Source organism: Micromonospora sp. NPDC048905, from assembly GCF_040649655.1.
Taxonomy (GTDB): Bacteria; Actinomycetota; Actinomycetes; order Mycobacteriales; family Micromonosporaceae; genus Micromonospora.
Genome location: NZ_JBEZFV010000005.1, coordinates 330745 through 353901 on the forward strand (window position 1 = coordinate 330745; position 23157 = coordinate 353901).

The following is a 23157-nucleotide window of genomic DNA, read 5'->3' on the forward strand; positions in this document are numbered from 1 at the left end:
GAGTGCCGACGAACCACCGGGGCGGCTGTACGGCCGGAACCGGACGACCGGGTAGGGTCTGACGCCGTGCCTGGCAATCCACGTCCACGTACCGTGACCGGAGTCCGGCTCGGTGCTCTCGCCGTCCGGCTCGCCGTCGACCTTCCGGCGGACGCCGCCACGGTGAACGTCACCGGGGCCACCCACGCCAGCCAGGAGGTTCGCCCCGGCGACCTGTACGCGGCGTTGCCCGGCGCCCGCCGGCACGGCGCGGAGTTCGCCGCCGCCGCCGCCGAGGCTGGCGCGGTGGCCCTGTTGACCGACCCGGCCGGCGCCGAGCTGGCGGCGGCCAGCGGCCTGCCCGCCCTCGTGGTGCCCGACCCCCGCGCCGTCCTCGGCGAGCTGGCCTCGGCGGTCTACGGCGACCCGACCGCCGCGCTCACCGTGGTCGGCGTGACCGGCACCGCCGGCAAGACCTCCACCGCGTACCTGGTCGAGTCGGGGTTGCGGGCCGCCGGGCACACCACCGGGTTGATCGGCACCGTGGAGACCCGGCTCGGTGACCTGGTGATCGACAGTGTGCGCACCACCCCCGAGGCGACCGATCTGCACGCCATGCTGGCCACCGCCCGCGAGCGTGGGGTCACCGCCGTGGTCATGGAGGTCTCCAGCCACGCGCTCGCCATGGGCCGGGTGGGCGGGGTCCGCTTCGCCGTCGGGGGGTACACCAACTTCGGCTCCGACCACCTCGACTTCCACGCCGACAGCGACGACTACTTCGCCGCGAAGGCCCAGCTCTTCGACGGGCGCTGCGCGGTCGAGGTGCTCAACCAGGACGACCCGGCGTTGCAGCCGTTGCACAAGCCGGCGACCGTCACCTACTCGGCGGCCGGTGACCGGGGCGCGACCTGGTGGGCCGACGGTGTGGACGGCGAGGGATACGCCCAGCGCTTCACCGCGCACGGCCCGGACGGGGTGGTCCTGTCCGCCGGGGTGGCGCTGCCCGGCCGGCACAACGTGGCGAACGCGTTGCTGGCCATCGCCGCGCTGGTCGGCGTCGGGGTGGACCCGGCGACCGCGGCGGCAGGGGTGGCAGCCTGCGGTGGCGTGCCCGGCCGGTTGGAGCTGGTCGACAGCGCCGGACCGGTGCGCGGGGTGGTCGACTACGCGCACAAGTCGGACGCGATCGTGGCCGCGCTCGCCGCGCTGCGCGAGCTGAGCGTCGGCCGGTTGATCTGTGTGCTCGGCGCCGGCGGAGACCGGGACCGCGGCAAGCGACCGGTGATGGGCGCGGCCGCCGCCGAGGGCGCCGACGTGGTGCTGGTGACCGACGACAACCCGCGGACCGAGGACCCGGCGGAGATCCGCGCCGAGGTGCTCGCCGGGGCGTACCGGGCCGGCACGGCCGCCCGGATCATCGAGGTGTCCGGTCGGCGTGCCGCGATCGACGAGGCGGTCCGGTTGGCCGAGCCGGGCGACGTGATCGCGCTACTCGGCAAGGGGCACGAGCGGGGCCAGGAGGTGGCGGGCGAGGTGTTTCCGTTCGACGACAGCGTCGAGTTGGCCGACGCGTTGCGGGCCCGCTTCGGAGACCTGGCGGGTCGGCGATGATCGCGCTGAGCCTGGCCGAGGTCGCCGCGGCGGTCGACGGGCGGCTGGTGGGCGCCGACCCGGCCGCCACCGTCACCGGTTCGGTGGAGTTCGACTCGCGCAAGCTGGGGCCCGGTTCGCTCTTCGTGGCCTTCCCGGGAGAGAAGGTCGACGGGCACGACTACGCGGTGACGGCGGTCCAGGCCGGGGCGGTGGCGGTGCTCGGCAGCCGCGAGGTGCCCGGGGTGCCGATGGTGCTCGTCGACGACGCTTTGACCGCGATGGGCCGGCTGGCCCGCGCCGCGGTGGACCGGCTGCCCGGGTTGACCGTGATCGGCGTGACCGGCTCCTCCGGCAAGACCACCACGAAGGACCTGATCGGGCAGCTCACCACCCGGCTCGGGGCCACGGTGGCGCCGCCCGGGTCGTTCAACAACGAGCTGGGGCACCCGTACACCGCGTTGCAGGCCGGGCCGGACACCCGCTACCTGGTGATGGAGAAGGGCGCGCGCGGGATCGGGCACGTCCGTTACCTGTGTGAGCTGGTGCCGCCCCGGATCTCCGTGGTGCTCAACGTCGGCACGTCGCACATCGGCGAGTTCGGCTCGCAGGAGGCCATCGCGCAGGCCAAGGGCGAGCTGGTCGAGGCCCTGCCGCCGGACGGGCTGGCCGTGCTGAACGCCGACGACCCGCGGGTGGACGCCATGGCGAGCCGGACGCGGGCCCGGGTGGTCCGCTACGGCGAGGCGGCCGACGCCGACGTACGCGCCGAGGACGTCACGCTCGACGAGCGGGGGCACCCGTCGTACACCCTGGTCACCCCGGAGGGGCGCGTGCCGGTGCGGCTCGGGCTGGCCGGCCGGCACCAGGTCGGCAACACCCTCGCCGCGGCGGCGGTGGCCCGGGAGCTGGGCATGCCGCTGGCGGACCTGGCGCCGGCCCTCGCCGAGTTGGGGCTGGTGTCGACCCGCCGGATGGACGTCTTCGACCGCCCCGACGGGGTGACTGTCATCGACGACTCGTACAACGCCAACCCGGCCTCGATGGCGGTGGCGGTGCGGGCGCTCGCCAGCATCGGCCAGGGTCGGCGTACCGTCGCGGTGCTTGGTTACATGGCCGAGCTGGGTCCGTTCGAGTACGACGGCCACGCCGAGATCGGCCGCCTCGCGGCTGACCTGGGTGTCGACCGGCTGCTCGTGGTGGGCGAGCCGGCCGCGCCGATCCACGAAGGCGCGACAGCGGTAGCGAACTGGGGAGGAGAGTCGGTGTTGCTCACCGATCAGGCGGCGGCCGTCGAGGTGCTGCGGAGCGAACTACGACCGGGTGACGTCGTCCTGGTCAAGGGCTCCCGGTACCGGACCTGGGAGGTGGCCGACGCCCTGCGCGCCGACGCCGGTGCGGAGTCCACCCGATGAGGGCGGTCATCGTCGCCGTCGGGGTGGCCTTCATCGTGTCGCTGTTCTGCACCCCCCTCGCGATCAAGGTGTTCACCCGGCTCAAGGCCGGTCAGCCGATCCGGTCCGACGGCCCGGCCATGCACCAGGGCAAGAAGGGCACGCCCACGATGGGTGGCGTGGTCTTCATCCTGGCCACGGTCATCGCGTACGTGGCCGGGCACCTGGCGCTGACCACCCTGCCGGACAAGCAGATCGCGCAGGTGGAGCCGACCATCACCGCGCTGGTGCTGCTGGGGCTGATGGTCTTCTCCGGCGCGGTCGGTTTCCTCGACGACTTCCTCAAGGTGCGCAAGCGCAACAGCGCCGGTCTGAACAAGCGCGGCAAGCTGCTCGGTCAGATCCTGGTGGGCGCGCTCTTCGGCGTGGTCGCGTTGTGGTTCCCGAGCACGATGACCGACGGTTCGGGCAAGGCGACAAACACCGAGACGGTGGGCAGCACCACGCTGAGCTTCATCCGGGACATCGACGCCCTGGAACTCAGCAAGGTCGGCGCGGTGATCATCTTCATCTTCGTGGTGATGGCCACGACGAACGGCGTGAACCTCACCGACGGTCTGGACGGTCTCGCCACCGGGGCCTCGGTCATGGTGCTGGCCGCGTACGCGTTGATCGCGTTCTGGCAGTACCGGCACTGGTGCGCCGACCCGAACTACACGCAGCCGTACTGCTACGAGGTCCGCGACCCGTTGGAGATCGCGCTGATAGCCGGGGCGGCGGCCGGGGCCTGTGTGGGCTTCCTCTGGTGGAACACGTCCCCGGCGCGGATCTTCATGGGCGACACCGGGGCGTTGGGGCTGGGCGGTCTGATCGCCGGCATGGCGATGTCGACCCGCACCATCCTGCTGCTGCCGATCATCGGTGGGCTCTTCGTGATCATCACGATGTCCGTGGTGATCCAGATCATCTCTTTCAAGACCACGGGTAAACGGGTGTTCCGGATGTCACCGCTACAGCACCACTTCGAACTGGCCGGCTGGAGTGAGGTCAACATCGTGGTGCGCTTCTGGATCATCGCCGGCATCGGCGTGGCCATCGCCCTGGGCCTGTTCTACAGCGAGTTCCTCGCCAACATGACCTGATCTCCACCCCGTTCGAGCGGGTCACCGTCCGAGTAGTCGATCGTGCGTAGCCGAGGCGGCGGGGTGTGCGGCATGCGCGGGTGCCGCCCCCCGGATCCGACACGCCCGGTGTGTCGTTGTGGGCCGCTCGGGCGCGCCCAGCGGTGATGATGTCGGGGTGGGGGAGGATTCAGGCACCGACGACAGGACAGCCGGCCGCCCGCGGCGGTCACCCGGCGCGGCGCGAACCGCGGAGGCCGTCGCGCAGCCGGACGACACGCGCGGCCCGGAACCGCCCGCGACACCGCGCACGGCGCAGCCGGCGCAGCCCGTGCCGCTGCGCGGGCTGGACGCGGCCGGCGGGCTCGCCGCGCTGCGCGGCCTGCTGGACCGGCCGCTGGCCTCCTACTACCTGCTGTTGTCCAGCGCCGGCCTGCTGCTGCTGATCGGGCTGACCATGGTCTTCTCGGCGACCAGCGTGAAGGACTACGCCCAGGACGGCAACGCCTCAGCCTCGGTGACCAAGCAGGCGATCTTCGCGGTGATCGGCATCGGGGTGTTCTGGGCCTGCCAGCGCCTGCCCGCCAGCACCTACCGGTCGCTGGGCCGGCCGCTGCTGTTCACCGCGATCGGGCTGCTGCTGGTGCTCAACCTGCTGCTCGCCTATGCGCGCCTGACCCAACAGGACTCCGCTCGGATCGGCCCGATCGAGGCGCGGCTGCTCTGGCTGTTCATCGGCGGGATCCAGGTGCAACCCTCCGAGCTGGCCAAGATCGCGTTGGTGCTCTGGGGGGCGCACGTGATCGCCCGCAAGGGCGCCGCGCTGGGCTGGTGGCGGGAGTTGGCCACCCCGCTCTTCCCGGTGATGGGCCTGCTCTTCGTGCTGGTCGGCTACAACGACGTGGGCACCATGCTCTGCCTGCTGGCCCTGGTGGTCGGTCTGCTCTGGGCCGCCGGTGTACGGATGCGCGTCTTCGGCGCCCTGACCGTGGTCGGTCTGCTCGGTGTCGGCCTGCTCATCGCGGTGGCCTCACTGGGCGCCGGCTCCGGCGAGAAGGGCGCGGACAACTACCGCCTGGCGCGACTGACGCTCTTCCTCAACCCACCGCCGCCGGACAAGTGCGGAGACCCGTGTTACCAGGTCTACCAGGGTCGGCTGGCCATCGAGCACGGCGGCTGGTTCGGTGTCGGGCTGGGCAAGGGCAGTCTGAAGTGGGACTGGCTGCCCGAGGCACACAACGACTTCATCTTCGCGATCATCGCCGAGGAACTGGGCGTGATCGGGTGCGTCGTCATCCTCAGCCTGTTCGCGGTCCTCGCGTACACCGGGTTGCGGATCGCCCGGCGGGTCGACGATCCGTTCCGCCGGCTCGCCGCCGCCGCCGTGACCACCTGGCTGGTCAGCCAGGCGGTGATCAACATCGGTGGGGTGGTCGGGCTGCTGCCGATCACCGGCCTGCCGCTGCCGTTCATCTCTGACGGCGGAAGCGCCCTGGTGGTGACGTTGGCCGGCATCGGCATGCTGGCCTCCTTCGCCCGCGCCGAACCCGATGCGGCCAGAGCCCTGCATGCCCGTCCGCCGGCCCGGTGGGTCCGACTACTCTGGGCCCCGTTGCCGCCGCTTCCCGGCCGGCGTCGCCGACCGGCGACGCCGCCCGCTGGCCGAGGGTCCGTGCCCCGGTCCCGCGAGCGGCGCCATGACGACCAGGCCGCACCGCGCGGGGTCCGACAGGACCGCACCCGCGGCGGTACGGCGAGCGAGAGGAGACGCTGATGGGTCCGCTGCGTTCGGTGGTGCTCGCGGGAGGTGGCACCGGGGGGCACATCTACCCGCTGCTCGCCTTCGCCGACTGCCTGCGCCGACACGACCCGGGCGTCCGGATCACCTGCCTCGGCACACCCAAGGGCATGGAGAACGACCTGATTCCGCCGCAGGGCTACGACCTGCGGCAGATCCCGGCGTACCAACTGCCCCGGTCGGTCAACATGAACCTGGTCCGTACCCCGGGCCGGATGTGGACCGCGGCCCGCGCCGCGGGCAAGGTGATCGACGAGGTCAAGGCCGACGTGGTCGTCGGCTTCGGCGGGTACGTCTCGGTGCCGGCCTACCTCGCCGCCTGGCGCAGGGAACTGCCCATGGTGATCCACGAGGTGAACGTGCCACCGGGCGTGGCCAACCGCCTGGGCATGAAGTTCACCAAGAACATCGCCGTCGGCTTCCCGCACCAGCCGAGCCAGGCCGAGTCGCTGCGCGACGCCACGATCGTGGGGGTGCCGCTGCGCCGCACCATCGCCGGGCTGGACCGGTACGCGCTGCGCAACGCCGCCCGCGCCCACTTCGGGCTCCGCCCGGACCTGCCGGTGCTCTTCGTCTCCGGCGGCTCGTCGGGCGCCCGCTCGATCAACCTGGCGGTCTCCGGGGCGGCCAAGGAGTTGGCCCGCAACGGCGTGCAGGTGCTGCACGTGATGGGCGCGCGCAACGAGCCGGTGCCGATCCCCACCGATCTGCCGGTGCCGTACGTGACGTTGCCCTACCTGTCCGAGATGGAGCTGGGCTACGCCGCCGCCGACCTGATGCTGGCCCGGGGCGGGGCGATGACCGTCGCCGAGGTGGCCGCGATCGGGCAGCCCACGATCTACGTGCCGTACCCGCACAGCAACCAGGAGCAGCGGCGCAACGCGTTGCCCGTGGTGGAGGCCGGCGGTGGGCTGCTCGTCGACGACGCGGAGCTCACCCCGGACTGGCTGGAGCGCACCGTCATCCCGCTCATCCGCGACCCGCAGCGGCTGGCCGCGATGGGCGCGGCCGCGGCGGCGTACGGGCGGCGGGACGGTGACGAGGCACTGCGCTCCTTCGTCCTCGCGGCGGTGGCCCGATGACCGCGCAGTTCACCCCGGCCGGCACGCTCACCGCGGAGGACCTGGGGGCCGTCCACCTGATCGGGGTGGGTGGGGTCGGCATGCTCGGCGTGGCCCGGCTGCTGCTCACCCGGGGCATCCGGGTCTCCGGCAGCGACCTGCGGGAGTGGCCCTCGCTGGAGGGGCTGCGGGCGCTCGGCGGCACCATCCACCTCAGCCACGAGGCCAGCAACCTCGACGGTGTGGACACCGTCGTCTACTCGTCGGCCATTCCGCAGGACCACCTGGAGCTGGTCGAGGCGCGTCGGCGCGGCCTGCGGGTGCTGCACCGCTCGGAGGCCCTCGCCGCGGCGATGACCGGACGTCGGGCGGTGGCGGTGGCCGGCACACACGGCAAGACCACCACCACCTCGATGGTGACCATGGTGCTCCAGCAGGCGGGTGTGGACCCGTCCTTCGTGATCGGCGGGGAGATCTCCGAGGTCGGCTCGGGCGCCCACCACGGCACCGGCGAGCACTTCGTGGTCGAGGCCGACGAGAGTGACCGCTCGTTCCTCATCTACCGCCCGTACGTCTCGATCATCACCAACGTCGAGGCCGACCACCTGAACACCTACGGCGACTACGCGACGCTGGAGGCGGCGTTCGTGGAGTTCGCCCGCCTGACCGACCCGGACGGGTTCATCATCACCTGCGCCGACGACCCGGGCGGCCGGCGGCTGGCCGAGAGCCTGCGCGCCGAGGGGCGGCGGGTGTTCACCTACGGCGAGGCCGCCGACGCCGACCTGCGGTTGACCGAGATCGTCTCCTCCGCGCGCGGGGTGCGCTACCTGGCCGCGATCGACGGCCGGTCGCTCGGCGAGTTCCGCCTGCCGGTACCGGGGCGGCACATGGGTCTGAACAGCGCCGCCGCGGTGCTGGCCGCGTACCTGCTGGAGTTGCCGCTGGAGGCGGCCGAGGCCGCGCTCGCGGTCTTCCCCGGCGTGCGGCGGCGCTTCGAGCGCAAGGGTGTCGCGGACGGCGTGCTGGTCTACGACGAGTACGCCTACCACCCGACCTCGATGACGCTCGCCATGCAGACGCTGCGCGAGGTGGCCGGGGACGGCCGGTTGATCGTCGTCTTTCAGCCGTACCGGCTGTACCGCACCCGCGACAACCAGGCGGAGATCGCCGACGCGCTGGCCATCGCCGACGAGGTGGTGCTGCTGGAGGTCTTCGGGCCGGGCGAGCTGCGGCAGCCCGGCGAGGGTTCGGCGGCGCTGATCGCGGCCGTGGACCTGCCCGCCGACCGCAAGGTCTTCGTGGAGTCGTGGGAGCAGGCCCCGGTCGAGGTGGCCCGTCGCGCGCGTACCGGGGACGTGGTGGTCACCATGGGCGCCCCGCCGATCTCGCTGATGGGTGACGAGTTGCTGGTGGCCCTGGGTGAGCGTACGGCCGGCCCGGCGCCGACCGCGACCGTCGACCCGGCGGCCACGTCCCCGGCGATCGCTGACGCGGTGCCGGGTGGGACCACTGCCGGCGGCGACGGAGCGGCTCTCGGTGGCACCGCCGCGCCCGGCGGCGCGGCGCCCCTGGCCGGATGAGTCCCGGCCCGGCCCGGGGGCGGACCAGCGCCGCCGACGGTGGCGCCCCGCGTCGTGGTCCGGCGCGGCGGTGGCAGTTGGTCCGGGCGGGGCGCGACGCGGTACCGCCCTCGACGCGCCGGTTCATGGCTCGTGCCCGGCAGCGTCGGATGCGCGCGGCGCTGCCGTGGGCGGTGACGGCCGGGGTGCTCGCGCTGGCCGGGCTGGTCGCCTGGACGGTGCTCGGCACCGGGCTGTTCGGGGTCCGGGAGGTGCGGGTGGAGGGCGCCGGCCTGGTCACCCCGGTGCAGGTGCACGAGGCGGTCGGGGTGCCGGACGGGGTGCCGCTGGCCCGGGTGGACCTGGCCGCCGCCGCCCGCCGGGTCGGTGCGCTGCCGGCGGTGGAGCGGGCCAGGGTCTCCCGGGACTGGCCCGGCGCGCTCGTGGTGCGGGTGACCGAGCGGACTCCGGTGGCGGCGGTGCCGCAGGGGGCGGCGTTCGCCCTGATCGACCGGAGTGGGGTGGCGTTCCGGACGGTGGACCGGCGTCCGGCCGATCTGCCGCAGGTGACGGTGGGCCGTCCGGCCGCCGACGACCCGGGCACCCGGGCCGCGCTGGAGGTCCTCTCCGCCCTGACCCCGCAGCTCCGCGCGGAGTTGGTGGACCTGCGGGTGGAGGGGTTGGCGCGGATCAGCCTGCGGTTGCGGGGGGACCGGACGGTGGTCTGGGGCGACGCGACCCGGGGCACGGACAAGGCGACGGTGGCCACCGCCCTGCTGGACGAGGACGCCGCCCGGATCGACGTGAGCGCTCCCGATGTGGTGACCTTTCGCTGACCGGTGAGCGCCCGCGGAGGTGACCCGTCGCGCTCGGCTCGGCGACACGCCGGTCGGGTCCTTGGCTCCTGGCGCGGTGGCGCTTACGTTGCCCGGAAGAGGAACAGTGGTTGACATAACTGTAAGCCTCTAGTAGAGGGTGAGGGTTCACCTCTGAGCCTCGCTGGTGACAGCTGTCGTCGGCCGCTGGTCTGGCCACGCCGTAACCGGTCGGCCGAAGCCAATCTCGAAGGAAAGGACCGGAGATGACACCTCCGCACAACTACCTGGCGGTCATCAAGGTCGTCGGCATCGGGGGCGGCGGGGTCAACGCCGTCAACCGGATGATCGAGGTTGGGCTCAAGGGCGTCGAGTTCATCGCGATCAACACGGATGCCCAGGCACTGCTGATGAGTGACGCCGACGTCAAGCTCGACGTGGGCCGGGAGTTGACCCGCGGCCTGGGCGCCGGCGCCAACCCCGACGTCGGCAAGAACGCCGCCGAGGACCACCGCGACGAGATCGAGGAGGTGCTCAAGGGCGCCGACATGGTCTTCGTGACCTGCGGTGAGGGCGGTGGCACCGGCACCGGCGGCGCGCCCGTGGTGGCCAACATCGCCCGCAAGCTCGGCGCGCTGACCATCGGCGTGGTGACCCGGCCGTTCTCCTTCGAGGGCAAGCGCCGCCAGGTGCAGGCCGAGACGGGAATAGACGAGCTGCGTAACCAGTGCGACACGCTGATCGTGATCCCGAACGACCGGCTGCTGGCCCTGGGTGACCGCAACATCAGCATGATGGACGCGTTCCGGACGGCGGACCAGGTGCTGCTCTCCGGTGTGCAGGGCATCACCGACCTGATCACCACCCCGGGTCTGATCAACCTGGACTTCGCCGACGTCAAGAGCGTGATGAGCGGCGCCGGCAGCGCGTTGATGGGCATCGGCAGCGCCCGTGGGGAGAACCGCGCGGTCGAGGCGGCCGAGGCGGCCATCTCCAGCCCACTGCTGGAGCAGAGCATGGACGGTGCGCGGGGCGTGCTGCTCTCCATCGCCGGTGGTTCCGACCTGGGTCTGTTCGAGATCAACGACGCGGCCCAGCTGGTCACCGACGCGGCCCACCCGGACGCCAACATCATCTTCGGCGCGGTCATCGACGACGCGCTCGGCGACGAGGTGCGGGTGACTGTCATCGCGGCGGGCTTCGACGGCGGCACTCCCGCGTACAAGGCGGCCGAGCCGACCCGCAAGACCAACACCAACCAGCCGGCGCCGCAGAGCACCCCGGTGCCGGCGCCGGTCAGCAACCCGACACCGGCCCAGTCGCCGCGGCGCGTGCTCTTCGACGACGTCGACGTCCCCGACTTCCTCAAGAACGGGTCCTGAGCACCGCCGATGACCGACAGCTCAGCCACGGTACGACCGGACCGGCACGCCGAACTGGCGGCCGGCCTGGCCCACATCAGGTCCCGCATCGCCGACGCCTGCGCGCAGGCCGGTCGGGACCGTGCCGAGGTCACGATGATCGCCGTGACGAAGACCTACCCGGCCAGCGACGTGGTGGCGCTGGCCGGGCTCGGGGTGACCGACGTGGGGGAGAACCGCGACCAGGAGGCGGCCGCCAAGGCCGCCGAGGTGGCCGCGGCCGGGGTACGTCCCCGCTGGCACTTCATCGGTCAGCTGCAACGCAACAAGGCCCGCTCGGTGGTCCGCTACGCCGACGCGGTGCACTCCGTCGACAGTGTCCGGCTGGCCCGGGCGTTGGCCACCGCGACCGCCGACCGGCAGACGCCGCTCGACGCCCTGATCCAGGTGAGCATCGACGGCGACGCGGCCCGGGGCGGGGCCCTGCCCGACTCGGCGGATCCTGGCTCCGGACTGGAGCCGGTGGCCGAGGCGATCGCCGACGCCCCAGGGCTGCGTCTGGTCGGGCTGATGGCGGTCGCTCCGCTGGGGTGGGAGCCGGAACGGGCGTTCGCCCGGCTCGCGGAGGTTACCGACGCGTTTCGGGCTGTCCATCCGGGAGCCACCGCGCTGTCCGCGGGAATGAGCGGAGATTTCGAAATCGCGATCCGATACGGCGCGACACATGTCCGCGTCGGTAGCGCGTTGCTCGGAATGCGTCCCACGCTGCGGTAGCCTGACCGCGAGACAAGCAAATTACATCAGTGTTGTTTCAGGGGCGGCGTCTCCTGTCGGGGGTCGTGCGCGCGACGCGAATCGCGCGCTGGGGGGATTGCGGTTCCGGTCCGATGGGCATGGTTGTCCACTCGCGACGGGCGACATGGCACGGGGGCGCGTGCCGCACGGCGGACGGAAGGGCGCGGGATGGGTGCACTGCGCAAGGCGGGGGTCTGGCTCGGTCTGGTCGAAGAAGACGACGAGCGGGCCTACGACGACGGTGGCTACGACAAGGGTGGCTACCGTGACTCGCGGTACCGGCAGAGCCGGTACGCCGAGGAGTTCGCCGACGAGGACGAGGACGACACCGAGGAGCCGCCGGCTCCCCGGCCGCGCGCCACTGAGCGGGGTCGACTCTCCGAGCGGACGAGCGGGCGGTTGAGTGAGTCCGAGCGTGGTGACGGCGAGCGCGCGGAACGGGCCGAGCGGTCCAGCGTGCGGTCGATCACCCGGTCGTCGGCGGGCGAGACGTCCGGCGCGCTGACGTACCACACCCGGGACAATCTGGCCCTCGCGCCGCAGGTCACGTCGCGGGAGCGGGCGCTGCCCGAGGAGGAGCAGCGGTACCAGATCACCACGCTGCACCCGACCACCTACCGGGAGGCGCGCACCATCGGTGAGCACTTCCGCGACGGCGTTCCGGTGATCATCAATCTCACCGAAATGGATGAGGCGGATGCCCGCCGTCTGGTTGACTTTGCGGCCGGGCTGGCGTTCGGCCTGCGCGGTACGATCGAGCGCGTGACCAATCGGGTGTTCCTGCTCTCACCGGCTAACGTCCAGGTCACCGCTGAGGACAAGGCCAAGATCGCTGAGGGCGGCTTTTTCAGTTTGAGTTGACCCCCGCCCGACCCGAGGGACGTCGCTGACCGTGTTGTCGATCTTACTGCAAGTGTTGTACCTGATCCTTTATGTCTTCCTGCTTCTTCTTCTGTCCCGGTTCGTGTTGAGCGCCGTCCTGCAGTACGGCCGGCGCTGGCAACCGGGCCGCGGCGCATCGGCAGGATTGGAATCCGTGTGGAGCGTCACTGATCCCCCTCTCAACGCGTTGAGGCGTGTGATCCCTCCGCTGCGAATTGGTACCGTGAGCATCGACCTGGCCTCCCTTGTGCTCCTGGTTATCCTGTTCGTGCTGATGGAGTTCGTGTTAGGGCCGTCGATCAGGGCATCTGCCTGATGACCGACGCGCTTTCGCGGCCGCAACTGACCCGAGGAGTTTCGATGCCGCTGACCCCGGCCGACGTCCACAACGTCGCCTTCAAAAAGCCGCCGATCGGCAAGCGGGGGTATGACGAGGAGGAGGTCGACGCCTTCCTGGACGAGGTCGAGCGCGAGCTCGCCCGTCTCATCGAGGAAAACAACGAGCTGCGCGCCCAGGTGGAGCGCGGCGGCCGTGGCGGTGCCCCCGCAGGCCCCGGCGGCGACGCCCGACTGGCGGCGGAGCTCAACGACGTCAAGGCCCAACTGGACCGGGTGCAGCGCGACAAGTCGGCGGCCGAGCAGGCTGCCCGCGCGATGCAGGCCGAGCTGGAGCAGGTCCGCGCGACCGGCGGCCCGGCCGGCGGCGTCACCGGTGACGGTGAGCAGCAGGCCCTGCGCGTGCTGATGATGGCCCAGCGCACCGCCGACGACCACGTGTCCGACGCGCGCCGCGAAGCCGACCAGCTGCTGTCCGAGGCCCGTGGCAAGGCCGAGGAGGTGACCCGCGAGGCTCGCGCGAAGGCCGACGCCCTGGAGCGGGACGCCCGCCAGCGGCACCAGGAGGCCATGGGCGGCCTGGACGCCAAGCGCACGGCCCTGCAGAAGCACATCGAGGAGCTCAAGCAGTTCGAGCGCGAGTACCGCACCCGGCTCAAGGCGTACCTGGAGAGCCAGCTGCGTGACCTCGACGGTCGTGGCCAGGGCCTGGAGGCCGAGATGACCCGCTCCGAGGCAGGCCGGGTCGCCGGCGGCAACGGGCTGGCCGCTGCGGGTCTCGCCGGTTCGTACGGCAGCGGGCGTTCCGGCGCCCTCGAAGCCGGACGCTGAGCGCCGGCCGGCGATCGTTCTCCGCCAATGGTGACGGTCGCCGGCCCTGTCTGGACGGTACGACGCGGCGGGGGTGAGCCGTGATAGTCGCAAGTCTCCTGCTCATCCTCGTCGCGGTGGTGCTCCTGGTGCTCGGCCTGGCCGGTGGCTCCAGCATCATGTTGATCATCTCTATCGCGGCCAGTCTGCTGGCCGCCGTGGCGTTGGTGGTGGGTGCCCGTCAGGCAGCCGCCAACCGCGCCACGGCGGATCCCGGTCGGACCGGCCGGCGGCAACCCGACGCACCCCGTACGGCCAGCCAGGCCACGCCGGGTGTCGCGTACGGGCCGCCGCTGGTCGGCCCGGAAGTGCCGGTCCAGCATGTGCCCACGACGGTTGGTACCGGCGGCACCGGGTGGCGGCAACCACCCGCGCCGCCGGTCGACCACGAGGCACCCGCCGACGCGCCGCTCGACGACGTGCCCCCGTTCGACGGGCGGGTCGACGACGCGCCGGGCTTCGACCCGCGGGCCGACGACGCGCCCCCGTTCGGAGCGTGGCCCCCGTTCGGGCCGCCGGCCGACCACACGTCCTCGCCGGTCCGCCCGGTCAGCCCGGCGACGTCGACCGACGACGATCTCCGCCATGGCGCCCCGACCACCGACGAGCCCGGCGAGCAACTGATCACCCCCGCCGAGGCGGCCCGGGTGGCGCGGCTTGCCGACGACGTCGAGGTGGTGGACGGCCACCCCCGCTACCACCTCGCCAGTTGCCCGCATCTCGTCGGCCGGGTGCCCGAGACGCTGCCGGTCGCCGAGGCCGCCGAGCTCGGTTTCACCCCGTGCGCCGACTGCGCGCCAGCCACCGCCCTGCTCGCCGACGCCCGGCCGATCTGAAGCGGCCCCGGTGCCCGCGCAGGACACGCTCACCGTGGCGGTACGCGTGAAACCCGGCGCCTCGTCCGCCCGGGTGGGCGGCTGCTTCGACGGCCCGCACGGTCCCGCCCTCGTGATCGCGGTGCACGAGCCGGCCGTCGACGGTCGGGCAACCGAGGCGGCTCGCCGGGCACTGGCCGCTGCTCTGGGTGTCCGGCGGTCCGAGGTCGCCCTGCGCGCCGGCGCGGCCAGTCGGGACAAGCTCTTCCTCGTCGATCGGCCCAGCCCGGACCTGTCCGAGGTGCTGTGCCGACTGCGCGACGGATCCGCCGAGTGAGGAACGTCCAGGCCGGGCAGCCGTGACGCCCGGGTTTGATATCGCGCTGCTGCTGGGAGCGGCCGTGCTGCTGGTCGCCGTCGGCGCGGTGCGACTCTCCACCCGGCTGGGTGTGCCAAGCCTGCTGGTCTACCTGGCGCTGGGCGTGGCGATCGGTGAGAGTGGTCTGGGCATCCGCTTCGACGACGTCGAGTTGACCCGTACCCTCGGCTTCTGCGCACTGATCGTGATCATCGCGGAGGGCGGTCTGACCGCCCGGTGGTCCACGCTGCGACCGGTGCTCGGGCTGGCGTCCGCGCTCTCCACGGTCGGCGTGATCGTGAGCATCGTGGTGGTCGGCGTCGCCGTGCACCTGCTGCTGGGGCTGGACTGGCGTTTGGCGCTGCTCTACGGCGCGGTGCTGTCGTCCACCGACGCGGCGGCCGTCTTCGCCACCCTGCGCCGGCTGCGGTTGCCGCCCCGCCTGGTGGCGACGCTGGAGGCCGAGTCGGGCATGAACGACGCCCCGGTGGTGCTGCTGGTGGTGCTGCTGTCGCGCCAGGGCTGGTCGCACCCGTGGTGGTACGAGGTCCTGCTGGTCTGTTACGAGCTGGGCGCCGGCGCGGCGGTGGGCGTGGGCGCGGGCATCGCCGGCACCTGGGCGCTGCGGCGGGCCGCGCTGCCCTCGGCCGGGCTCTACCCGATCGCCGCGGTGGGCATCACCGTGCTGGCGTACGCGGCGGGGGCGGTGCTGCACGCCTCGGGGTTCCTCGCCGTCTACGTGGCCGGGGTGCTGCTGGGCAATGCCCGGCTGTCCCACCGGCAGGCGATCCTCGGCTTCGCGGACGGGCTGGCGTGGCTCGCCCAGATCGGGTTGTTCGTGCTGCTCGGGTTGCTGGCCTCGCCGGGCCGGCTGGACGCGGCGGTGGTGCCGGCGGTGGTCGCGGGGCTGGCCCTGGTGCTGCTGGCCCGCCCGCTGTCGGTGGCCGTCTCGGCGCTGCCGTTCCGGGTCGGCCTCCGCGAACAGGCGTTCCTGTCCTGGGCCGGGCTGCGCGGGGCGGTGCCGATCGTGCTGGCGACCATCCCGCTCTCCGAACGGGTGCCCGGGGCAGAGCGCCTCTTCGACGTGGTCTTCGTCCTGGTGGTGATCTTCACGCTGGTGCAGACCGGCACGCTGGGGCCGTTCGCCCGCCGGTTGCGGGTGACCGCGCCGGCGGAGGCCACCGAGATCCACCTGGAGACCGCGCCGCTGGAGCGGATGCGGGCGGACCTACTCCAGTTGGAGGTGCCGCCGGGCTCGCGGTTGGCGGGCGTGCACGTCGACGAGTTGCGGCTTCCGTTGGGCGCGTCGGTCACGCTGGTGCTGCGCGACGGGGTGGGTTTCGTGCCCACTCCGGGCACCCGGCTGAAGACCGGCGACAGTTTGCTGATCGTGGCGACGGCCGGGGTGCGCGACGCCGCCGAACGGCGGTTGCGGGCGGTCAGTCGGCGCGGTCGGCTGGCCCGATGGTTTGGCGAGTACGGGGATGAGGCGGTCGGTTGACCTGCTAGCGTTCCCTTTGCCCCAGTTAGGCAGGGCTAGGGGTAGTTAAGCGGGGCGACGGTGCGGCACATTGTCGGACGCCTGTACGCACCGTATTCTTGCCAACCTCCGGAGTGCGCGGCGATCGTCGCCGTGCGCCCCTTTTCGTACATCTAGGGGACGTCGTCATGATTGGCGCCCCCTGACCAGGTGCCGCGGACAACGCGGCTCCCCGGCCGAGGGAGCGACCCATGGCGAAGCCAGCCGACACCAGGACCGCCGGGCGCAAGCCGGTGGTCAAGGCCACCCGCAGCACCGCGGAGACCGAGAAGATCCGGGCGGCGCTGGCGGCGCGGCGGGACGAGCTTCGCGCCGAGTACGATCAGACGCTGAGTGAGATCACCGAGCTGCAGCGCGATCGGCTGACCGACTCGGCCGGGGACGACCAGGCCGACACGGGCACCAAGACGCTCGAGCGGGAGCAGGAGATCTCTCTCGCCAACAGCATTCTGGAACGGATCACACAGGTCGAGCGCGCTCTGGAGCGTCTCGACGAGGGTGGTTACGGCTGGTGCGAGCGGTGCGGCAACCCGATCCCGGTCGAGCGCCTCGCCGCCTTCCCGTCGGCCACCCAGTGTGTGACGTGCAAGCAGCTGGAGGAGCGGCGCTGAGGTCCGCTCCCCGGCGGCGATGAGACGGTGAGCGATCACCGCCGAGACACCTCGATGGGGAGCGCATGACCGCAGCACCGTCCGCCGAACCCGGCCGTACCGGCCCGGATGCCGGCATACGCCGGCCCCGGGCCGTCGCGATTCTCGCCGGAGTCGCCCTGGTGGCCCTGCTGGCCGACCTGGTCACCAAGCACCTCGCGCTGGCCGCGTTGACCGACCGGGAGCCGGTCCGGCTGCTCGGCGGGGCCGTTTACCTGAGTCTGACCCGCAACAGCGGTGCCGCCTGGAGCATCGGCGCGGACCACACCTGGATCTTCCCGCTGATCACCATCGGCGTGGTCGGCTGGATCGTCTGGATGGCGCTGCGTCTGCGTTCGCTGCCGTGGGCGATCTGCCTCGGCCTGGTGCTGGGCGGCGCGCTGGGCAACCTCGTCGATCGGATCTTCCGGGCCCCCGCGCCCTTCCACGGGCACGTGGTCGACATGATCAGCCTGTTCGACCCGTACGGCCAGGTCTGGCCGGTGTTCAACCTGGCGGACAGCTCGCTGGTCTGCGGCGTGCTGCTGGCCATGCTGTTGGAGTTGACCGGCCGCCAGCGGGACGGCCGGCGGGCCGGACGCGACGGCGCCCCGGTCGAGACGGACGCCACCCAGGGCGCGGACCAGCGGGAGCGGGCATGACCTCCGCGTTCGCCGCGGGCGGCGACCACCGTTCCCTCCCGGTCCCGGACGGCCTGGACGGCATGCGCCTGGACCAGGCGGTGTCCCGGCTGTTCGGGCTCTCCCGCACCGCCGCCGCGGCCCTGGTCGATGCCGGGGACGCGCTCGTCGACGGCACCTCCCGCGCCAACTCGCACAAGGTCAAGGCCGGCTCGTGGCTGGACGTCACGCTGCCCGCCCCGGTCGCCCCGCCGACCGTGGTGCCGCAGGCGGTGCCCGGCCTGCGGGTGGTCTACGCCGACGACGACATCGTGGTGGTCGACAAGCCGGTGGGGGTGGCCGCGCACCCCAGCCCCGGGTGGACCGGCCCGACCGTGATCGGCGCCCTCGCCGCGATCGGGCACCGCATCTCCACGAGCGGTGCCGCCGAGCGGCAGGGCGTGGTGCACCGGCTCGACGTGGGCACCACCGGGATCATGGTGGTGGCAAAGAGCGAACAGGCCTACACGGCGTTGAAGCGGGCCTTCAAGTACCGCGAGGTGGACAAGGGCTACCACGCGGTGGTGCAGGGTCACCTGGACCCGCTGCGCGGCACGGTCGACGCGCCGATCGACAGGCACCCCACCCACGACTACCGCTGGGCGGTGGTCTCCGGCGGTAAGCCGAGCATCACCCACTACGACACCCTGGAGGCGTTCCCGGCGGCCAGCCTGGTCGACGTCCGCCTGGAGACGGGTCGGACCCACCAGATCCGGGTGCACTTCTCCACCATGCGGCACCCGTGCGTGGGTGACCTGACCTACGGTGCCGACCCCACCCTCTCGGCCCGTCTCGGCCTGGCCCGACAGTGGCTGCACGCCCGCGAACTGAGCTTCCTGCACCCCCGAACGGGGGACGAGGTCCGGTTCGTCAGCGACTACCCTGACGACCTGGACCGCGCGCTCCAGATCCTGCGTGACTGAGCGGCGACCGCCCGACACCGACCCGACGAGGGGATCCCGCCCGTGCGCGCCGGCAACCTGCTGCGGCAGCTGGACCAACGGTTGCTGCCGCAGCTGACCCGGGCCGTGGCCCGGCTGGGCGACCGGCCGAGCCGGTCCGGGGTGCTCACCTGGGCGGCCGCGCTGTCCGCGGTGGCGGTGCTGGGCACCGCGCTCTGGGCCGCCGACGAGACTCCGCTCGGCGACCGGACGGTGGGCGAGGTGACCCGGGTGGGCGTCTCCGACGGCGACTCCGTGCCCGGCTACCTGCGGTCCGCCGCCGCCGACCTGGCCGCGCTCACCCAGTCCGCCCCGGCCGCCGAGGACGGGACCTACGCGCTCGTCACACTCGTCGCGTACCTGCCGCCGCAGCGTCTGGCGACGGTGCTCGGCGACGTCGGAGTCTCGACGGTCTTCGGGCGGGTCCCGCTGCCGGGGCGGCAGACCGAGATCGTCAGGATCCCCGCGATGCGGGTGCCGGACGACGTGGTCGCCGGAATGGGTCAGGTGGCGGCCCGCAAGGAGACCGAAGCCGCCGACTACCGGGCCCGGGCCGCCGCGGTCGACGGCGACGGCGACGGCGAGCGGGAGTTGCGGGCGCGCTACGCCAGCGGCGCCGAGGTGGCGACCGCCGAGGCGGCCGCGTACCGCTCCGGCTGCTCCTGCGTCTATGCGGCGGTGGTACGAGCGGCGCCGGGGGTGTTGCGCGGCATGGCGGCCCGGCCGGACGTGCGGGCGGTCGACCCCGCCCCGGAGGTGTACCGGCTGGACCGCACGGTCTTCACGCCGCCCCTGCCCGAGCAGGATGACGTGGTGCGCCCGCCGGCCGACACCGGGCCGAGCCCCGAGCCGACGCCGGCGCAACCGTCGGAGCCGACACCTGGCACCCCGGAGCCCGTGGCGTCGGTGGGCGAATCGTCGGAACCCGCACCGGTCGTGACGATTCCGTTACCAACGCCGTCCTCGGCGGAACCCACCGAGCCGCCCCCGCCGAGCATCACCACCTCGCCGGACGTCACCACCGCCGTCGAACCGCCGACGCCCACGTCGTCGTGATCTGCGTCGGCTGGTGTGCGTTCTGAGGTGTGGTCCGAATAGGGTTTGCTTCGTAGCCTGTCAGACGGAGATCGATGGTGCTGGGAGGGCGGGCCGTGGAGGGCAGTGAGACCGGCTGGGGCCGGCCGGCCGAACCAGCGCCGCGGTGGCGCGCGTTGTTGGACCGCGCCCGGTTGGGCGGTCGTGGCGCGGAGCAGACCGAGCCGGAGCGGCGGGCCGACGAGGCGCCGCCGGACCCGCTGCCACGGCGTGCGGCCCCGAACGGGTACGCCGGGCGGGCACCGGCCGTCGGACAACCGGCGGAGTCGCCGTACGGCACGGACCCCGCCTACCGGGCCGAGGCGACCTACCGCGTCGACCCCGCCTATCGGGCCGAGCCGGCGTACCGGGCGGATCCCGCCTACGGGGCCGAGCCGGACTACCGCTCGGAGCCGGCGTACCGGAGCGAGCCGACCTATCGCGCCGAGCCTGACTATCGCGCCGAGCCTGACTATCGCGCCGAGCCTGGCTACCGCGCGGAGCCTGGCTACCGCGCGGAGCCGGAATTCCGCGCCGAGCCGACCTATCGGGCCGAGCCGGATTACCGGGGCGAGCCGGGCTACCGGGCCGAGCCGGGTTATCGCCCCGAGCCGGGCTACCGGGCGGAGCCGGATTACCGGGCGGAGCCGGGCTACCGCCCCGAGCCGGACTACCGCGCCGAGCCGGGTTATCGCCCCGAGCCGGACTACCGGGCCGAGCCGACGTACCGGACCGAGCCGGGCTACCAGGCGGAACCGGCGTACCGGGCCGAGCCCGAGTCGCCGCCTCCCGCGCCCGACCCCGCCCAGTCCCGCTACGCGCTGCTGGACAACGGCTATCGGCAGGGTGACCCGCCGGCGGAGTCGCGGTACGCGCTGTTGGAGACCGGCTACCAGCCGGAGACCGGTTACCCGGTGGCCGCGCCGCCATCCGCACCTGTCACGCCCCCGCCTGCCCCGCCGGTCGTGCCGCCGCCCAGCCCGTCGGTCGGCTCGGCGGTCGCCGAACGCGCCTACCCGGCTCGGGTCGAGTGGCGTCCGCAGGGTGCCGACCCGGAGCAGGAGCGGGCCAACGGGGTGCTCCGCCGCGACCTGGGCACGCCCCGGGTGTTCGCCTTCGCCAACCCCAAGGGCGGGGTGCACAAGACCACCGCCACCGTGCTCGCCGCCGCCACCGTCGGCAGCGTGCGCGGGCAGGGCGTACTGGCCTGGGACGACAACGAGTTGCGCGGCACCCTCGGACTGCGCGCCGGCAGCGCCCGGCACGCCCGCACGATCCGGCACCTGGTGGCCGACCTGGCCCAGATCGAGATCCTGGAGGGCTCGACCCTGCTGGGTCGGCTCGACGACTACCTGCGGCACGCCTCCGACAGCTCGTACGACGTGCTGGCCGGCGAGGAGAGCCCGCGCTTCGCCCAGCGACTCGACCAGTTCACCGTCCGGCGGGTGTTGGAGCTGCTGCGGCGTACCCACGACGTGGTGTGCGTGGACACCGGCAACAACGTGGAGAGCCCCAACTGGCGCACGGTGATGCAGGCCGCGGATCAGCTGGTGGTGACCACGGTGCCCCGCGAGGACGCGGCGTTCAGCGCGGACTGGATGCTCGACCTGCTGCACGAGGAGGGCATGGGCGAGCTGGCGGACAACGCGATCACGCTCATCTCCTGCCCGACCCCGGGTCGCTCGCCACTTCAGGACGACCTGGAGCGGCACTTCGCCACCCGTACCCGGGGGGTTGCGGTGGTGCCGTACGACCCGGCGTTGGAGACCGGGTCGTCGATCGAGTACCACCAGCTCCAGCCGGAGACCCGCCAGGCGTGGCTGCGCGCCGCGGCGATGATGGTGGAGCCGTTCGCCCGGTGAGCTGGTCTGCCGCCACCGGGGCTCCGGCCCGACACCGGGCCTGAGAGGATCATCGGGTGAGCCCGGACAACCCCGACCGTGAGCGGCCCGCCGACGAGCCCGACCGACCCACGCCGCCCCGAGCGTCGGGCCCGACACCGTCGGTCGGTGAGTCGCCGTCAGCGGGCGAGCCGCCGCCGGTCGCCGAGCCACCGTCAGCGGACGAGCCGAGGTCAGCGGGCGAACCACCGTCGGTCACCGAGCCACCGTCAGCGGGCGAGTCGCCGCTGGTGGGTGAGCAGTCGGCCGGCGCTGGCCCTTGGGGGGCGTACCAGAGCTCTCTGGAGCTCAGCTTCGACGAGCCGCGCCGCCCGCTGCGCGCCGCCGTGACGGTGCTGGGCACCGTGTTCGCGCTGGCCGTGCTGGGTGTGCCGTTCGGGCTGCTCTGGGCCGTGCTCGCGCCGGACACGCCGGTGGTCAAGACCGTCGAGGGGGCGATCTACGCCGATCCGCAACCGGAGCAGCCGATCGCCGCGGACGGGTGGTTCAGTCTGCTGGGGCTCGGCTTCGGGCTGCTGGTCGCGCTCGCCCTGTGGTTCGTGCTGCGGCGTCGGCGCGGTCCGGTGGGGCTGCTCGCCGCGGTGCTCGGCGCGTTGGTCGCCGCACCGGTGGCCTGGCAGGTGGGTCGGCGCGTCGGCCTGGCCACCTTCGACCGGCTGCTGGCCACCGCCCCGGCCGGGCAGGCCTTCACCAAACCCGCGGACCTGCGGGCCGGTGGGGTCGACTGGCTGCTCGGCGTGCTGCCGGTGCCGCACGGCAACCTGCTGCTGCCGGCGTTCGGTGCCGCGATCATGTACACCCTGCTGGCCGGCTGGTCGCGGTGGCCGGGGCTGCGCCCGGAGCCCGAGCCGGCCGATCTCAGTTGGGTGTCGGCGGGGACGCCAGCTCCGACAGCGGCACCGGCACCGCCCGCACCTGACGAAGCAGAGCCGCCTCGCGGTTGAGCAGCCGCAGCTCGGCGCGGAGCCGGGCGGCGGTGTCGTCGATGGCCAGCAGGCGCTGCCGGTCGTCGACGGTGAGCGCCGCGGTCGCCGCCACCAGGTGGGAGAGCACCGTGGGGTCCTCCGGCAGTTGCTCGGAGATCTCCTCCGGGTCGGAGCGGATCAGGCCGAGGTACTGCCGGAACACCGCGATCACCCGGGCGGCCAGCAGCTCGGCCACCTCGTCCGGCCCGGCCGGGTCGGGCAACCACTCCACGTCGGCGGTCAGGTAGGGCGCGGCGCTGTCGTCGACCTCGGCGATCCGGAAGCGACGCCGGCCGACCGTGACGATGTCGAAGCCCCCGTCGGCCAGCTCGGTCACCTGGCGCAGTTCGGCGGTGCAGCCCACCTCGTGCAGGGTGACGGCGCCGGCGCTCGGCGTGGCGTGGGCGCCGGGACCGGCGGGCGCGACCTCCCACCCGGCCTGGATGGCCACCACGCCGAACTCACGTGGCGCACCCTCGGGCAGGTCGACCAGGTGTCGCACCAGCGCCCGGTAGCGCTCCTCGAAGATGTGCAGCGGCAGCACCAAGCCGGGAAAGAGCACTGTTGCGAGCGGAAACACCGGCAGCCGTGCGGTCACATCGTCGAGCCTAGCGGTTCTCTCCCGGCGTCGGCGTGGCCCGGCTCACGGTGCCGTACAGGACGGGAGCGCCCAGAGATATCATTCCCGAT

At 72.9% G+C, this 23157-nt stretch carries 21 protein-coding genes and 2 pseudogenes; 22 read left to right on the plus strand and 1 reads right to left on the minus strand.

The window, feature by feature from the left end:
• The first annotated feature begins 66 nt into the window (after positions 1-66).
• The 22 genes and pseudogenes from AB0C01_RS16050 (at position 67) to AB0C01_RS16155 (ending at position 22446) form a co-directional block, all read left to right on the plus strand.
• Complete coding sequence (locus AB0C01_RS16050) at positions 67-1590, plus strand: UDP-N-acetylmuramoyl-L-alanyl-D-glutamate--2,6-diaminopimelate ligase (protein WP_357571478.1); 1524 nt, start codon at positions 67-69, stop codon at positions 1588-1590.
• Positions 1587-2984, plus strand: a complete 1398-nt coding sequence (gene murF, locus AB0C01_RS16055; RefSeq protein WP_357571479.1) for a UDP-N-acetylmuramoyl-tripeptide--D-alanyl-D-alanine ligase — start codon at positions 1587-1589, stop codon at positions 2982-2984. The genes AB0C01_RS16050 and murF overlap by 4 nt, the downstream gene beginning before the upstream one ends.
• A complete protein-coding gene (mraY, locus tag AB0C01_RS16060) occupies positions 2981-4105 on the plus strand; it encodes a phospho-N-acetylmuramoyl-pentapeptide-transferase (protein ID WP_357571480.1) in 1125 nt (374 codons plus the stop codon). Before murF ends, mraY begins: the two co-directional genes overlap by 4 nt.
• Before the next feature lie 310 nt (positions 4106-4415).
• A complete protein-coding gene (locus tag AB0C01_RS16065) occupies positions 4416-5858 on the plus strand; it encodes a putative peptidoglycan glycosyltransferase FtsW (protein WP_357251428.1) in 1443 nt (480 codons plus the stop codon).
• Positions 5858-6964, plus strand: coding sequence for an undecaprenyldiphospho-muramoylpentapeptide beta-N-acetylglucosaminyltransferase (gene murG / locus AB0C01_RS16070; RefSeq protein ID WP_357251053.1), 1107 nt, complete (start codon positions 5858-5860; stop codon positions 6962-6964). Before AB0C01_RS16065 ends, murG begins: the two co-directional genes overlap by 1 nt.
• Positions 6961-8526 carry a UDP-N-acetylmuramate--L-alanine ligase gene (murC, locus tag AB0C01_RS16075; RefSeq protein WP_357571481.1) on the plus strand — a complete coding sequence of 522 codons (1566 nt, stop codon included), beginning with the start codon at positions 6961-6963 and terminating at the stop codon, positions 8524-8526. The genes murG and murC overlap by 4 nt, the downstream gene beginning before the upstream one ends.
• On the plus strand, positions 8523-9341 hold the full coding sequence (locus tag AB0C01_RS16080; protein WP_357251059.1) for an FtsQ-type POTRA domain-containing protein: 819 nt from the start codon (positions 8523-8525) through the stop codon (positions 9339-9341). The genes murC and AB0C01_RS16080 overlap by 4 nt, the downstream gene beginning before the upstream one ends.
• A 245-nt stretch (positions 9342-9586) precedes the next feature.
• Positions 9587-10702, plus strand: a complete 1116-nt coding sequence (ftsZ, locus tag AB0C01_RS16085) for a cell division protein FtsZ (protein ID WP_357251061.1) — start codon at positions 9587-9589, stop codon at positions 10700-10702.
• Between the two features lie 9 nt (positions 10703-10711).
• Entirely contained in the window at positions 10712-11455 is a 744-nt protein-coding gene (locus AB0C01_RS16090; protein ID WP_357251064.1) for a YggS family pyridoxal phosphate-dependent enzyme, read from the plus strand.
• Positions 11456-11644: 189 nt separating this feature from the next.
• The gene (locus tag AB0C01_RS16095; RefSeq protein WP_357251067.1) at positions 11645-12337 is read left to right on the plus strand and encodes a cell division protein SepF; all 693 of its coding nucleotides are present in this window, start codon (positions 11645-11647) and stop codon (positions 12335-12337) included.
• A gap of 31 nt (positions 12338-12368) precedes the next feature.
• Complete coding sequence (locus AB0C01_RS16100; RefSeq protein ID WP_030334503.1) at positions 12369-12674, plus strand: YggT family protein; 306 nt, start codon at positions 12369-12371, stop codon at positions 12672-12674.
• 44 nt (positions 12675-12718) lie between these two features.
• A complete protein-coding gene (locus AB0C01_RS16105) occupies positions 12719-13525 on the plus strand; it encodes a DivIVA domain-containing protein (protein ID WP_357251070.1) in 807 nt (268 codons plus the stop codon).
• Positions 13526-13605: 80 nt separating this feature from the next.
• Positions 13606-13989, plus strand: a pseudogene (locus tag AB0C01_RS16110) (hypothetical protein); the annotation flags it as partial.
• A gap of 165 nt (positions 13990-14154) precedes the next feature.
• A pseudogene (locus tag AB0C01_RS16115) lies at positions 14155-14400 on the plus strand (hypothetical protein); the annotation flags it as partial.
• A 10-nt stretch (positions 14401-14410) separates the two neighbouring features.
• A complete protein-coding gene (locus AB0C01_RS16120; RefSeq protein WP_357251073.1) occupies positions 14411-14716 on the plus strand; it encodes a DUF167 domain-containing protein in 306 nt (101 codons plus the stop codon).
• A gap of 22 nt (positions 14717-14738) precedes the next feature.
• Positions 14739-16238, plus strand: coding sequence for a potassium/proton antiporter (locus AB0C01_RS16125; RefSeq protein ID WP_357571482.1), 1500 nt, complete (start codon positions 14739-14741; stop codon positions 16236-16238).
• Positions 16239-16468: 230 nt separating this feature from the next.
• Complete coding sequence (locus tag AB0C01_RS16130) at positions 16469-16888, plus strand: TraR/DksA C4-type zinc finger protein (RefSeq protein WP_357251079.1); 420 nt, start codon at positions 16469-16471, stop codon at positions 16886-16888.
• 65 nt (positions 16889-16953) lie between these two features.
• Positions 16954-17568 (plus strand): signal peptidase II, encoded by a 615-nt coding sequence (gene lspA, locus AB0C01_RS16135; RefSeq protein ID WP_357251082.1) that lies wholly within the window; start codon positions 16954-16956, stop codon positions 17566-17568.
• The gene (locus tag AB0C01_RS16140) at positions 17565-18509 is read left to right on the plus strand and encodes an RluA family pseudouridine synthase (RefSeq protein WP_357251084.1); all 945 of its coding nucleotides are present in this window, start codon (positions 17565-17567) and stop codon (positions 18507-18509) included. The genes lspA and AB0C01_RS16140 overlap by 4 nt, the downstream gene beginning before the upstream one ends.
• Before the next feature lie 42 nt (positions 18510-18551).
• A complete protein-coding gene (locus tag AB0C01_RS16145) occupies positions 18552-19583 on the plus strand; it encodes a hypothetical protein (RefSeq protein ID WP_357251086.1) in 1032 nt (343 codons plus the stop codon).
• 74 nt (positions 19584-19657) lie between these two features.
• A complete protein-coding gene (locus AB0C01_RS16150; protein ID WP_357571483.1) occupies positions 19658-21463 on the plus strand; it encodes an AAA family ATPase in 1806 nt (601 codons plus the stop codon).
• A gap of 269 nt (positions 21464-21732) precedes the next feature.
• Positions 21733-22446, plus strand: coding sequence for a DUF2567 domain-containing protein (locus AB0C01_RS16155; protein ID WP_357571484.1), 714 nt, complete (start codon positions 21733-21735; stop codon positions 22444-22446).
• Here the strand turns inward: AB0C01_RS16155 and AB0C01_RS16160 are convergent.
• Entirely contained in the window at positions 22361-23065 is a 705-nt protein-coding gene (locus AB0C01_RS16160; RefSeq protein WP_357251095.1) for an LON peptidase substrate-binding domain-containing protein, read from the minus strand. The two genes, AB0C01_RS16155 and AB0C01_RS16160, sit on opposite strands and share 86 nt — an antisense overlap.
• Positions 23066-23157 lie beyond the last annotated feature (92 nt).

Coding starts and splice junctions, on each gene's coding strand:
- AB0C01_RS16080 (WP_357251059.1), top strand. CDS start 8,523: ATGAGTCCCGGCCCGGCCCGGGGGCGGACCAGCGCCGCCGACGGTGGC.
- ftsZ (WP_357251061.1), top strand. CDS start 9,587: ATGACACCTCCGCACAACTACCTGGCGGTCATCAAGGTCGTCGGCATC.
- AB0C01_RS16095 (WP_357251067.1), top strand. CDS start 11,645: ATGGGTGCACTGCGCAAGGCGGGGGTCTGGCTCGGTCTGGTCGAAGAA.
- AB0C01_RS16130 (WP_357251079.1), top strand. CDS start 16,469: ATGGCGAAGCCAGCCGACACCAGGACCGCCGGGCGCAAGCCGGTGGTC.
- AB0C01_RS16090 (WP_357251064.1), top strand. CDS start 10,712: ATGACCGACAGCTCAGCCACGGTACGACCGGACCGGCACGCCGAACTG.
- AB0C01_RS16105 (WP_357251070.1), top strand. CDS start 12,719: ATGCCGCTGACCCCGGCCGACGTCCACAACGTCGCCTTCAAAAAGCCG.
- lspA (WP_357251082.1), top strand. CDS start 16,954: ATGACCGCAGCACCGTCCGCCGAACCCGGCCGTACCGGCCCGGATGCC.
- murC (WP_357571481.1), top strand. CDS start 6,961: ATGACCGCGCAGTTCACCCCGGCCGGCACGCTCACCGCGGAGGACCTG.
- murG (WP_357251053.1), top strand. CDS start 5,858: ATGGGTCCGCTGCGTTCGGTGGTGCTCGCGGGAGGTGGCACCGGGGGG.
- mraY (WP_357571480.1), top strand. CDS start 2,981: ATGAGGGCGGTCATCGTCGCCGTCGGGGTGGCCTTCATCGTGTCGCTG.
- murF (WP_357571479.1), top strand. CDS start 1,587: ATGATCGCGCTGAGCCTGGCCGAGGTCGCCGCGGCGGTCGACGGGCGG.
- AB0C01_RS16140 (WP_357251084.1), top strand. CDS start 17,565: ATGACCTCCGCGTTCGCCGCGGGCGGCGACCACCGTTCCCTCCCGGTC.
- AB0C01_RS16150 (WP_357571483.1), top strand. CDS start 19,658: ATGGTGCTGGGAGGGCGGGCCGTGGAGGGCAGTGAGACCGGCTGGGGC.